At 43.5% G+C, this 13,177-nt stretch carries 12 protein-coding genes; 10 read left to right on the top strand and 2 right to left on the bottom strand.

Going from position 1 to position 13,177, the window contains the following annotated elements:
• From rimM to rplS, 3 genes are read left to right on the top strand one after another with little or no spacing between them, the layout of a single operon-like run.
• On the top strand, positions 1–522 hold the full coding sequence (gene rimM, locus ACFSJY_RS00455; RefSeq protein ID WP_386029987.1) for a ribosome maturation factor RimM: 522 nt from the start codon (positions 1–3) through the stop codon (positions 520–522).
• Positions 523–540: 18 nt separating this feature from the next.
• Positions 541–1,311, top strand: a complete 771-nt coding sequence (gene trmD / locus ACFSJY_RS00450; protein WP_386032181.1) for a tRNA (guanosine(37)-N1)-methyltransferase TrmD — start codon at positions 541–543, stop codon at positions 1,309–1,311.
• Positions 1,312–1,323: 12 nt separating this feature from the next.
• On the top strand, positions 1,324–1,677 hold the full coding sequence (gene rplS, locus ACFSJY_RS00445) for a 50S ribosomal protein L19 (protein WP_386029985.1): 354 nt from the start codon (positions 1,324–1,326) through the stop codon (positions 1,675–1,677).
• A gap of 67 nt (positions 1,678–1,744) precedes the next feature.
• Here rplS and ACFSJY_RS00440 read toward each other — a convergent pair whose 3' ends face one another.
• Positions 1,745–2,305, bottom strand: coding sequence for a phosphoglycerate mutase family protein (locus ACFSJY_RS00440; RefSeq protein ID WP_386029983.1), 561 nt, complete (start codon positions 2,303–2,305; stop codon positions 1,745–1,747).
• Between the two features lie 261 nt (positions 2,306–2,566).
• Between ACFSJY_RS00440 and acs the strand changes: the two genes are divergently transcribed.
• The 7 genes from acs (at position 2,567) to ACFSJY_RS00405 (ending at position 11,212) form a co-directional block, all read left to right on the top strand.
• Positions 2,567–4,510, top strand: a complete 1,944-nt coding sequence (gene acs, locus ACFSJY_RS00435; RefSeq protein WP_386029981.1) for an acetate--CoA ligase — start codon at positions 2,567–2,569, stop codon at positions 4,508–4,510.
• A gap of 317 nt (positions 4,511–4,827) precedes the next feature.
• Positions 4,828–5,223 (top strand): DUF1330 domain-containing protein, encoded by a 396-nt coding sequence (locus ACFSJY_RS00430; protein WP_386029979.1) that lies wholly within the window; start codon positions 4,828–4,830, stop codon positions 5,221–5,223.
• Between the two features lie 352 nt (positions 5,224–5,575).
• The gene (gene nrdR, locus ACFSJY_RS00425) at positions 5,576–6,031 is read left to right on the top strand and encodes a transcriptional regulator NrdR (protein WP_386032179.1); all 456 of its coding nucleotides are present in this window, start codon (positions 5,576–5,578) and stop codon (positions 6,029–6,031) included.
• A 20-nt stretch (positions 6,032–6,051) separates the two neighbouring features.
• Complete coding sequence (ribD, locus tag ACFSJY_RS00420; RefSeq protein ID WP_386029977.1) at positions 6,052–7,179, top strand: bifunctional diaminohydroxyphosphoribosylaminopyrimidine deaminase/5-amino-6-(5-phosphoribosylamino)uracil reductase RibD; 1,128 nt, start codon at positions 6,052–6,054, stop codon at positions 7,177–7,179.
• On the top strand, positions 7,179–7,844 hold the full coding sequence (locus tag ACFSJY_RS00415) for a riboflavin synthase (protein ID WP_386029975.1): 666 nt from the start codon (positions 7,179–7,181) through the stop codon (positions 7,842–7,844). The genes ribD and ACFSJY_RS00415 overlap by 1 nt, the downstream gene beginning before the upstream one ends.
• A 9-nt stretch (positions 7,845–7,853) precedes the next feature.
• On the top strand, positions 7,854–8,963 hold the full coding sequence (ribBA, locus tag ACFSJY_RS00410; protein WP_386029973.1) for a bifunctional 3,4-dihydroxy-2-butanone-4-phosphate synthase/GTP cyclohydrolase II: 1,110 nt from the start codon (positions 7,854–7,856) through the stop codon (positions 8,961–8,963).
• Positions 8,964–9,187: 224 nt separating this feature from the next.
• Positions 9,188–11,212: a methyl-accepting chemotaxis protein gene (locus tag ACFSJY_RS00405; RefSeq protein ID WP_386029971.1), complete on the top strand. Its 2,025-nt coding sequence runs from the start codon at positions 9,188–9,190 to the stop codon at positions 11,210–11,212.
• Between the two features lie 87 nt (positions 11,213–11,299).
• Here ACFSJY_RS00405 and dxs read toward each other — a convergent pair whose 3' ends face one another.
• Positions 11,300–13,162: a 1-deoxy-D-xylulose-5-phosphate synthase gene (gene dxs, locus ACFSJY_RS00400; protein WP_386029969.1), complete on the bottom strand. Its 1,863-nt coding sequence runs from the start codon at positions 13,160–13,162 to the stop codon at positions 11,300–11,302.
• Positions 13,163–13,177 lie beyond the last annotated feature (15 nt).

Here is a 13,177-nt window from a genome sequence, read left to right as displayed (position 1 = left end):
ATGAGTGAAAAAATCCTCCTAGGTAAAGTAGGCGCAGTTTACGGTATCAAGGGCTGGGTAAAAATTCATACGTTTACTGAAGATCCGCAAGCAATATTTGACTATTCACCTTGGTCGTTAAAATTAGGTGGAAAAGAACAAGCAGTAGACATTGTTGATTGGCGCAAGCATAACAATGGCCTAATTGCCAAACTTGCTGGTATTGATGACCGCGACCAAGCTCAACGCTTCGTTGGCGCAGAAATACATGTAGACGCAGCATTGCTGCCGGACTTACCTGAAGGTGAGTTCTACTGGCGAGATTTAATGGGCATGCAGGTAGTGACTGACAAAGGTTACGACCTTGGTCAAGTGACTGACATTATGGAGACTGGCGCTAATGATGTACTGGTTGTTAAAGCAAACCGTAACGACGGTTTTGGTAAAAAAGAACGGTTAATTCCGTATGTTTTTGACCAAGTTATTTTGTCTGTTGACGGTAAAACTAAACAAATTTGTGTTGACTGGGACCCAGGTTTTTAAACTGTGACGACAAGCAAAATGTGGATTGGGGTGATAAGCCTTTTTCCTGAAATGTTTGATGCAATCACAGAATACGGGGTGACAGGCCGGGCGATTCGTAAAGGCCTTATTGAGTTTCATACGTGGAACCCAAGAGACTTTACTCATGATAAGCATCGCACTGTGGATGACCGACCTTATGGTGGTGGCCCAGGCATGTTAATGATGGTGCAACCTCTGCGTGATGCTATTCACGCTGCCAAAGCGAAAGCTGAGGAAGAGGGCAGAAACGCAAAGGTGATATATTTATCACCACAAGGCCGAAAGTTGGACCAAAGCGGTGTTAGTGAGCTTGCTGAGCATGACTGTCTGATATTCGTAGCAGGCCGTTATGAAGGAATAGACGAACGGATCATTGAATCAGATATTGATGAAGAATGGTCAGTTGGTGATTACATTTTAAGTGGCGGTGAACTCCCTGCGATGAATGTAATTGACGCGGTAGCGCGGTTTGTTCCTGGTGTATTGGGGCATGAGTTGTCTGCAGAACAAGATTCGTTTGCTGATGGCTTACTGGATTGTCCACATTACACTCGCCCAGAAGTGCTTGACGAAAAGTCGGTACCGAAGGTGCTGCTTAGCGGAAATCATGAAAACATTCGCCAATGGCGCCAATTTGAGTCACTGAAAAGAACATGGCTCAGACGACCAGAACTTTTAACTGACCTAGCTCTGACGGCAGAGCAAGCGAAAATGCTGGAAACTATCATTAATGATAGTGAAGCTGACGCCGCTGACCGTGAATCCTAGGAAGAGGTAATTATGAGTAACATTATTAAAGCTCTTGAACAAGAGCAAATGAAAACTGACTTACCAGCGTTCGCGCAAGGTGACACAGTTGTTGTACAAGTTAAAGTAAAAGAAGGTGATAAAGAGCGTCTTCAAGCGTTTGAAGGTGTTGTAATCGCTGTTAAAAACCGTGGCTTACATTCAGCTTTCACAGTTCGTAAGATTTCGAACGGTGTAGGTGTTGAGCGTGTATTCCAGACACATAGCCCATTAGTTGACTCTATTGCAGTTAAACGTCGCGGTGATGTTCGTCAATCAAAACTTTACTACTTACGCGAGCGTTCAGGTCGTTCAGCTCGTATCAAAGAGAAGTTGGCGAAGAAGTAACTTTTACTGTAAAAGTATTACTTTTATACCCCAGATTAAAAAGCCCAGCATTTGCTGGGCTTTTTGTTTACCCTTGTTTCGTTTTAGTTAATCGGGTTACGCCCCAGTAATGGTTGTTTTTACTTTCCATCGTCCAACCGTTACGGACCAATAAACGCCTGATATGGGCATTCATATACCCATGCCCGAATACCAGTAATTTGTCGTGTTTCTCGGCAATTTTTTGTAGCTCTACTGTTGCTGACTTAGCACGCTGTCGAGCGAATAAATAGCATTCAAATTTTCCCACAACACCAAATGTCCAAAGCACCCTTGAGAGATAAAGCCAAGTCCATGCTTTAAGTTTTAGCGGTAACGTGTAAAACGGGATATCCATCTCATTAAGGATATCCAGAATAAGCTGTGGCGATTGCTTGGTATAAATTTCACATGACTCAATCGCACGTTGCAGCGAACTTGATACAACAAAGTAATTGGCAAAGTCATCTGTGAATGAATCGTTTGGACGGCTAGTGTCTGCTACGGAAGAGGCATTGTATTGTTCTACCCATGCCTTGTACTGTTTACTGGTGAGCTTGTTGTTGTGGTTACTTGCCGGTTCTCCGTGGCGAATAAATACTATTTCCATATTCTATGTAAACCTTAATTCCACGCTTTGAGAGTGCAGGCTACTGATTTACATATAAATATGCAAACCATCGATCTTAATTCTGGTTTAATTTACAAATGACAGCGTTGTCATTTTGGTTTTTTAATGCTAGGGTTGAATGGTCATTAACTTGTTATAAAAATAATGTTTAACAAGATGTGAATCTTTATAAGACAAACGATAAAAAACCGATACACTGGTTGAAAACATAAAAATACCAATAAATGTCAGAGTGGGAACATGAATGAATTACAAGGCCGTTACCCTGTAACGGAGCAGGCAAAGGAAACGACGTATATTGATGCAGCTACCTATGAAAGCATGTATCAGCAATCGATAGAGCAGCCAGAGGTATTCTGGGCTGAGCAAGCAAACAAATTTATTGATTGGTATAAACCGTGGGATGAAGTGACGTCTGTAGATTATCACAAAGCAGATATTTCATGGTTTAAAGGTGCGCAGCTAAATGTGAGCTATAACTGTATTGACCGCCATCTTGATACCAAGGCTGACAATACCGCGATTATATTTGAAGGCGATGAGCCGACAGATGATGCGAAAATTACCTATCAAGAGCTTCACGACAATGTTTGCCGTATGGCTAACCTGTTAAAAGACCGCGGTGTGAAAAAAGGTGATCGTGTGTGTATTTACATGCCGATGATCCCAGAAGTTGGCTACGCGATGCTTGCTTGTGCTCGTATTGGTGCAGTGCATTCAGTTGTTTTTGGTGGCTTTTCTAGTGAATCTATTAAAGCACGTGTACTTGATGCCGATTGCCAAGTGGTGATTACCGCGGATGAATGTGTTCGAGGTGGTAAGCATATCCCGTTAAAAGCCAATGTGGATCTGGCGATAGCTGACTGTCCAAATGTGCATTCTGTTGTCATGGTTGAACGCACAAGTGCTGATGTAAATTGGGACAGTAAGCGAGACGTTCACTACCAACAAGTTATCGGAAACTACCAACCTGTTTGCGAACCTGAAGTGATGGACGCAGAAGATCCGTTATTTATTCTTTATACGTCTGGCTCGACGGGCAAACCTAAAGGCGTTATGCACACCTGTGGTGGCTATATTTTGTATGCCGCAATGACACATAAATATGTGTTTGACTATCGAGATGGTGAAGTTTATTGGTGTACAGCAGATGCGGGTTGGATTACGGGTCACTCATATATTTTTTATGGTCCATTGGCAAACGGTGCAACGACATTGGTCTTTGAAGGTGTGCCTACCTATCCAGATGCAGGACGTTTTTGGCAAGTGTGTGAAAAACATAACGTGAACATTTTCTACACTGCGCCAACGGCAATTCGTGCGCTAATGAGTTTAGGCGATGAACTGGTTCACAAACATGACCGTTCAAGTATTCGATTGCTTGGCTCTGTCGGTGAACCTATCAATCCAGAAGCTTGGCATTGGTATTATGAAATCGTCGGTGAGTCTCGTTGCCCGATAGTAGACACGTGGTGGCAAACAGAAACAGGTGGTGTCTTATTAACGTCATTGCCTGGTGCTGTGGATATGAAACCAGGCGTGGCAGGTAAGCCTTTCTTTGGTGTTAAACCCGCTATATTGAGCAAAGAAGGTGAGCTTCTCGAAGGCGTTACGCGTGGTCGCTTGGTGATGTCAGGTTCTTGGCCTGGGCAAATGCGTACCGTTTATGGTGATCACCAACGCTTCTTTGATACTTATTTTAGCCAATACCCTGGATATTATTTCACGGGCGATGGTGCTAAACGCGATGAAGACGGTTATTACTGTATTACTGGTCGAATTGATGATGTGCTCAATGTATCGGGGCATAGACTAGGTACAGCAGAAATCGAAAGCGCGCTAGTATTGCACCCTGCAGTGGCAGAAGCTGCTGTGGTCGGGTATCCGCATGAAATTAAAGGACAGGGTATTTACTGTTACATTACGTTGATGTGCAGCTCGCATGAATCTGCTGAGCTAATTCCTGAGCTGCAAGAGTTTGTTGCGAAAGAGTTAGGTCGTTTCGCAAAACCTGACTATATTCAGTACGCTCCGGGTCTGCCAAAAACACGCTCAGGCAAAATCATGCGTCGGATATTACGTAAAATCGCTGAAAACGAGCTTGAGAACTTAGGTGATACCTCTACGCTTGCCGATCCTGCTGTTGTCGACAACCTAATTGAGAACAGAATTGTGCACCAGTAAATCAGGTGTAATCACTCGAGAAAGGGCGCTTATAGCGCCTTTTTTTATAGGGGCTGAAAACTTAAAACATCTAATCTTGTTGCAAGTCATCCTCATAAAACACTCGCAGTAACAAGCCTATGGGGGAAGATACTGGCGTATTTTTCAAAGAGGCAATATTTCCTTAGCGTCTATTGTGTGCCCGTTTTATCTTCTTACATTTTTCGTCTTTCTCTTCATTAGATTATCACTATAGTTAAGCAGTTGTTAAGCAACCAACGAAGGGCTGTGCGTGACGCTTTAACGCTTGGTTATGGGAATTTTATTGGAGGATATCAATGGTGTTGGCTAAAGTTTGGGTAGCCTTTTTACTATGCTGCGTGTCAGTTGCAGTATCACTTGGCGCGCATGCAGAAAATGGTAATAAAACAAACAAGAGCGTGTATCTAGTCGCGCAGATAGGTGTTAAAGATTATCAAGAATACATGGGTAAATATGGGAAACCCGTTACGCAACTTCTTGTTGATGCAGGTGCGGAAATTTTAGTGGCTTCTCGGGAAGGGGAGGTACTAGAGGGTGTTTGGTCGGGCAATTGGACCGTAATTTCTCGGTTTCCTAACGATCAGGCGCTGAAAACATGGTACAACTCAAACGAATATCGCGTTTTTAAAAAAATGCGCATCGAACAGTTAATAGACGGTGGCAATATCGTCGTTCTTCCAAGCCTTAAGTAAAACTTATACTTACTATAAAAATACATTCATTTGGATTGAGTCGCGCCATAGCACCTGCTTGACAAGCAGGTGCACTCAATCTCAAAGGGCTCATATTTTTGCGCCCTCTGGAAAAGCAACTTGTCTTAAATAACTTCCTGCGCTAGTAAGACTGACTGAACGTTTGCTCTGAATTATCAGCGGCTAAACCTTGTGAATGCTGCTACAGGGTATTCTTATCGGGAAATCGACTTTCAAAAGACACGATAAATTTACAATTGCACTTTATCTAAATATATCATCACGCTTTTATCTTTCGCTTAACTGCTTGTTTTCGATTAAAATGAGCGAAAATTTTACTATAGAGCTTACTATGTATTGCCCATTCTGCTCCGCAACAGATACTAAAGTTATCGACTCGCGACTCGTTGCCGACGGTCATCAAATTCGTCGCCGCCGAGAATGCACAGAATGTCATGAGCGTTTCACGACTTTCGAAACAGCAGAACTTGTCATGCCACGCATTATCAAGCGAGACGGTTCGAGAGAGCCGTTTAACGAAGAGAAGATGCGAAGTGGTTTGCTAAGAGCATTAGAAAAACGTCCTGTAAGTGTTGAAGAGATTGAATTAGCCATCAATAAGTTGATGTCTCAACTTAGAGCGACCGGTGAAAGGGAAGTGTCGAGTGAAATGCTGGGTAACCTGATCATGGAACAACTAAAAGGGCTAGATAAAGTAGCCTATGTTCGATTTGCCTCTGTATATCGTTCTTTTGAAGATATTAGAGAGTTTGGTGAAGAGATCGCCCGACTAGGCGACGAGAAATAGTCTAGAAATAGCCATTACTTATGCCGAACTTTACTCCACAAGATATCGAATATATGGCGAGAGCCATTAAACTCGCTCAGCGAGGTCATTACACTACGTCACCTAATCCTCGTGTTGGTTGTGTGATTGTCAATAACGGGCAAATAGTCGGAGAGGGTTATCATGAAAAAGCAGGCACTCCTCATGCTGAGGTTCACGCATTAAGAAAAGCGGGTGAACTGGCAAAAGGGGCAACAGCCTATGTGACGCTTGAACCTTGCTCTCATTTTGGTCGTACACCACCATGTTCACAAGCACTGATAGACCGCGAAGTAGCCAAAGTCGTTATTGCTGATGTCGATCCTAATCCTAAAGTGGCGGGCAAGGGTATTGCGATGTTGCAAGCAGCAGGTATTGAAACTGAAATAGGGTTACTTAGGGAAGAGGCGGCAACATTAAACCAAGGCTTTTTATACTTGATGCGAAATAAACGTCCGTTTGTACGCTGTAAATTAGCGGCGAGTCTTGATGGGAAAACGGCGATGGCATCGGGTGAAAGTAAATGGATTACAGGTGCTGAAGCGCGACAAGAGGTACAACGCCTTCGTGCACAAAGTTGCGCGGTAATTACAGGCGCTGATACCGTGCTCATCGACAATGCAAAGCTTAATGTCCGCTACCAAGAACTTGGTGAGTTGACACAAACATACAAAGAAGAAGCACTTAGACAGCCTGTACGTGTAGTCATCGACGGTCAGCAACGGATTACCCCAGAATTAGCGATGTTTGACGAGCATTCGCCTGTTATTTTGTTGCGTTCAACGGTTGAAAATAGCCAAGACTGGCCGCATTTTGTCACTCAAGTCGCCATTGAAACACAAGATGGAAAAATAGACTTGGCAAAAGCGCTAGAATACTTGGGCAAACAAGGGTACAACGACGTCCTTATCGAAGCGGGGCAACACTTGGCGGGCGCTTTTATTGAACAAGACTTGGTTAATGAGCTTGTTTTGTTTCAAGCCCCTAAATTAATGGGCAGCGATAGTCGAAGTTTATGTGCTATGCCGGATGTGACGTCACTGAGTCGAGCAAAGTCGCTCAGTATTTCAGACATCACCATGGTCGGTAGCGATATCAAAATTACCGCTTCATTCAAAGAGAATAAATAATGTTTACAGGTATTATTGAGGCTATTGGCCATATTTCAGAAATTAATGTGAACGCTGACGGTGCAAGAGTCACAGTGAATGTGGGGCAATTAGATATGTCTGATGTGAAGCTGGGAGACTCTATTGCGACGAACGGTATTTGCTTGACAGTTGTGGCGTTTGATTCAATGAGCTTCAGTGCTGACGTGTCAACAGAAACGTTAAAGCGTACAGGTTTTGCGAATTACAATATCGGAAGCAAGGTAAATCTTGAGAAAGCTATGCTGCCGACGACACGCTTTGGTGGCCACATTGTTTCAGGCCATGTTGATGCTGTAGCAGAAGTGCTATCCATAGAGCGCGCAGGCAATAGCTGGGACTATTGGTTGTCTATGCCAAGTGATATAGCGCCATACATAGCGGAAAAAGGTTCCATTACTATTGATGGCGTCAGTTTGACGGTAAATAGTATTTCAGACAATAAGTTTAGGTTGACGATTGTTCCACATACAGCAGCCGAAACGATTATTACACATTATAAAGCGGGTACTAAAATCAACGTCGAAGTTGATGTGATGGCTCGCTACATCGAACGATTATTACTTGCACAACAAGCGCATAAGCCAAATTCTTCATCAGGTGTCTCAATGGACTTACTGGCGAAAAGTGGCTTTTTACACAAATAAGAGGCAATCATGCAACTAAATACCCCAGAAGAAATCATCGAAGACATCAAGCAAGGAAAGATGGTTATCTTGATGGATGACGAGGACCGTGAGAATGAAGGTGACTTCATTATGGCTGCTGAACTTGTCACGCCAGAAGCGATCAACTTTATGGCAACGCATGGCCGCGGATTGATCTGTTTACCTATGTCTCGTGAGCGTTGTGAACGACTGAAATTGCCACTCATGGTTGAGAAAAATGATGCACAGTTTACTACTAACTTTACGGTTTCTATCGAAGCATCTGAAGGAGTAACTACAGGTATTTCTGCCGCTGACCGAGCAACTACTGTACTTGCTGCAGTAGGGCCTAACGCGGATCAAAATTCAATTGTTCAACCAGGTCATATCTTTCCACTGATTGCTAAAGATGGCGGCGTGCTTAACCGTGCTGGTCATACCGAAGCCGGTGTAGATTTAGCGCGTCTCGCTGGATACGAACCTGCTGCGGTCATTGTTGAAATTCTGAATGAAGACGGCACCATGGCGCGCCGTCCTGACTTAGAAAAAATTGCAGAAAAACACGATTTAAAGATGGGAACCATTGCTGACCTTATCGAGTATCGTAATGCGACTGAGACAACCATTCAGCGTATTTCACAGTGTAAACTGCCGACTGCATTCGGTGAGTTTGATCTAACGGTTTTCAGAGATACTATCGACGGACAAGCACATTTCGCGTTAACCAAAGGTGAGATTAAAGCGGAAGAACCTACGTTAGTGCGTGTTCACTTAGAAAATACCTTCCGCGATTTGTTATACAGCCAACGCGATAGCATCAACAAGTGGCCGATTGGTAAAGCGTTAGAGCGCATAGCAGAAGAGGGTGGTGTATTGGTTTTACTCGGTAAGCATGAGTCTCCTGATTCATTGATTGCGCAAGTGGAAAAGTATGCCAAGTTAGATGCGGGTGAGACCGTTAAAGAAGTGAAGCGTCATATTGGCTCTCGCAATGTCGGTGTCGGCTCTCAAATTTTAGCTAACCTAGGTGTCAGCAAAATGCGTTTGTTGAGCTCGCAAACCAAGTACCATTCATTGTCAGGTTTTGGCCTGGAAGTGGTCGAATATCTTGCTGAATAATGACTATAGCGTGTCAAAATAAAGCCGCATTATGCGGCTTTTTTTGTGTCAGAACATGAGGTTGATAGCACGAAAGAGCATAGTTAATGTGATATTTGTAAGCCTATGGTTTAAATAATGTTTATTTTTTGTTACCAACTCGATTAATATAAGAGGTCTAATCAGTTAATCGTGATTAGGTACCATTATTATAATAATTACTAAATCCAAGAAGTAGGTGCCGAATGAATTTGAAAGTTGCTCAAAAAATCATGCTAGGCTTCGCGATAATTCTCCTTCTGTTGATTGTCACAAGTGTCAGCTCAATTGGCATTCTCGCAGATATCGAAAACGCAACCGAGCAAGTTGATAACCTTGCACTCCCCATTCAAAAACAAAGCAGTAATATACAGATTAGCTTGCTTAAACAAGCTAAACAGGCGTCACAAATTGAAAGTGTGAAATCGCTTGAGCAATTGCAACAACTTAAGGAAACGTTTGCACAGGAAGGGCAGCAATTGGGTTCGGTGCAAAAAGCCCTTTCCTCTCTTCCATTAACCACATCAATGAAAAAACGTCTGAGTGCTTTTGAAAAAGACTATCAAGGCTTTACGAGTTTGGTTGAACAAACCTTTAGTCATAGAGAGCGAGTTATCATTGAACGTGGCAGACTGCTAGAGTTTGAGGAGCAGCTAAATCTGCATTTAGATGAAGCTGGCGCATTATTGGTTGATTTAACCTATCTCGACGATCCTGATGAGCAAGCCACAATTGATCGTATTGCCGGCTCTGCAGGGCAAATTGAAGGATATTTGATTAACGTCACTGATGCGAGCAAAGGCATTATTGCGCTGGGAGACATACAAGAGGTTATTGATAATCGTACCGCCATTGAGCAATCGGTGCGCACAATCGAGCAATTGACAGACTACCTGAAAGTGTTGGGTGAAAGTTATGACACTGACGGGCTGATCGACATGTTCGTTGAAGAATTTGATAAGTCTAAAGTGCTGCTTATTGGTGAAAACTCTTTATTCGATGTAAAAGTAAATCAGCTCGAACATGCAGCTAAGGTTGCTGAGTTAACCGAGCAGTCTGAAGTTCAAATTAATGTTGCCCTAGATGGCATTGATGGCTTGCTTTCGGAAGTAGACAAAAACTTAACGTCGTTGCAAACAGCCGTTTTTGATAACGTCAATAATGGTCAAACACTGACCTCTGTTATTTTAGTTGTCATGATAGCTGTCAGCATAGGTATTGCGTTTTTAACCATTCGAGCCATGATGACGCCACTTACTCGTATTAACCAAGCTCTCTCTTATATTGCAAAAGGTGATTTATCCAAACAACTTACCATAGATAGCCAAGATGAGTACGGTGAACTAGCTGCAAACGTCAACTCGGTGGTTTCTCATCTTAAAAGCTTGATTGATGAAATCAGTCAGAATTCACATGCATTAAACCATGCGGCAACGCGCTCAGAAGAGGAGCTGCAAATGGTTTCTGATGCATTAAATACTCAGCAAAGTACCGTAGCCGAAATGGCACAAATAACCGGCATATTGAATCAGAACGCCGATGATGTTTTGGCGAAGTCTACGGACGCTGAAAAGCAAATGACGCAAGCATTGGCTCATAGCAACGACTTAAAAGCACGAGCGAATAGTACGGCGGGTAAGATTAATGAGTTAAGCACTATGCTTGATGACACCGCAGGCTTGATTTCAGTGCTGAATCAAGAAGCAACAAACATAAGCTCAATATTAGAGACGATTCAAAGTATTGCCGACCAGACTAACTTGTTAGCATTGAATGCTGCCATTGAGGCGGCGAGGGCTGGTGAGGCTGGTCGAGGTTTCTCGGTTGTTGCTGATGAAGTACGAATGTTGGCTAGTCGCACTCAAGAATCGACCGCTGAAATCAATGCTATGATTGAGTCTCTGCAACGTCAAACAACACAAGTGGTCTCTGAAATAGAGCAAGGGAAGAATGGCGCCAAACATTGCCAAGAAGACACATCCTTATTACTTGAAACACTTGTTACTATCAATACCGCTATTGAGCAAATGCACGATATGAGTGAGGAAATCTCCACCTCTGCAACTGAGCAAAATAGGTTGAGTACCGATATTAATTCCGGTATTGCGCAAGTCTCTGAAATTAGTCGTGATAGTAGCGAAAAGTCGAGTGGCACATTAACCTACAGCCAAGAGGTCGCGGCGCTTTCTAAACAGTTAGAGAAAGCGGTAGATGCGTTTAAGGTGAGTTAATTAGCACAGAGGTTATCAATACTACTCTAGGCAATAAAAAAGCGAGCATCTGCTCGCTTTTTTATTGCTTATAATAGAGGTGGCTGACTAGCTCATAAATTGGTTAATCTTTTCAACAATGCCTTCGCAGTCTAAACCCAGCTCTTGATGAATTTCTTGCTGGGTGCCGTGCTTGATGAATACGTCTGGTAAACCAATGTTGAGTACTTTTGCTTGTAACCCTTGAGACAAAATGTATTCATTTACGGCGGAGCCTGCACCGCCCGCAATTGCATTGTCTTCAACTGTCACTACCACATCGTGATTGGCTACCATTTCTTCAATCAATGCTTCATCTAGCGGTTTAACAAAACGCATATCAGCTAGCGTGGCATCTAAAGCGTTTGATGCTTGCTCCGCTTCTCCAAGCATGGTGCCAAAATTTAGGATAGCAATTTTTTGACCATTGCGTTTTACCACACCTTTGCCCATTGGAATCGTCTCATCCATAGTTGGAAGCTCTGCACCAGTTCCACTGCCACGAGGGTAGCGTACCGCAGCTGGACCATTATGTAAGTGGCCAGTAGTCAGCATTAGTTGGCATTCTCGTTCATCCGAAGGCGTCATGATAACCATGTTTGGTATGCAGCGCATAAAGCTCAAATCAAAGGCACCTTGATGCGTTGGACCATCTGCGCCGACGATACCTGCTCGGTCAATGGCGAACATGACCGGTAGATTTTGAATCGCAACATCATGAATCAGCTGGTCATAGCCACGCTGCAAGAAGCTTGAGTAGATTGCCACAACAGCATTATGGCCGCCAATTGCCAAACCCGCACCATATGTCACCGCATGTTGCTCAGCAATTGCTACATCAGAGTATTGCTCAGGAAAACGCTGGCTAAACTCAACCATACCTGAGCCTTCACGCATAGCTGGCGTGATGGCCATTAATTTAGGGTCACGCTCAGCCATTTGACACAACCAGTTGCCGAAAATCTGTGAATACGTCGGTAAGCTTGGTTTGCTCTTCGGTAAGTTGGTTTCTTCTGGATTGAATTTAGGCACCGCATGGTACTTAATCGGATCTTGCTCTGCTTGGTGATAGCCTTTACCTTTTTTCGTGGCAATATGCAGAATCTGAGGCCCTTTAAGGCTGCGCATATTTCGAATGGTATCTACTAGGCCATTAACGTCATGGCCATCAATTGGGCCAATATAGTTAAAGCCAAGCTCTTCAAAGAAGGTGCTCGGAACTACCATTCCTTTGATGTGTTCTTCTGCACGGCTCGCTAATTCTTTAATTGGCGGAATGTTTCCAAGTAGGCGCTTGCCGCCTTCACGAATGCCCGTATAAAAGCTACCGGATAAAAGCTTAGCAAAGTGATTATTCAACGCACCAACATTCTCGGAAATCGACATTTCATTGTCATTGAGGATGACAAGCATGTCTTTATGTATGTCACCTGCATGGTTAAGCGCTTCGAACGCCATACCTGCGGTCATAGCACCGTCACCTATAACAGCAACCACTTTTCGGTCTTTGTCTTCTTTTTCTGCTGCAACGGCTAAACCAAGAGCTGCTGAAATAGAGGTGCTTGAATGACCCACACTTAATACGTCATATTCACTTTCTTCACGCCAAGGGAACGGGTGTAAACCGTCTTTCTGGCGAATAGTATGCAACTGGTCGCGTCGGCCAGTCAGAATTTTATGTGGGTAAGCTTGGTGGCCAACATCCCATATGAGATGGTCAAAAGGGGTGTTGTATACGTAGTGTAAGGCTACTGTTAATTCAATAGTGCCTAAGCCAGACGCAAAGTGTCCGCTACTTTTACTTACCGAGTTTAATAAGTAGCTGCGTAACTCTTCGCTGACCTGTGAAAGCTGATCTTGCTGCATTAAGCGCAAGTCATCAGGCGTATTTACAGTGGACAACAAAGGATAGTCAGCAAGGTTAATAGTCATAGTATATTGATTATA

The sequence above is a fragment of the Thalassotalea euphylliae genome (genome assembly GCF_042682785.1).
In the GTDB taxonomy this organism is placed as follows: Bacteria; Pseudomonadota; Gammaproteobacteria; order Enterobacterales; family Alteromonadaceae; genus Thalassotalea_F; species Thalassotalea_F euphylliae.
Note: the sequence above shows the minus strand (reverse complement) of the source record. Positions and strands in the feature narration are given on the sequence as shown.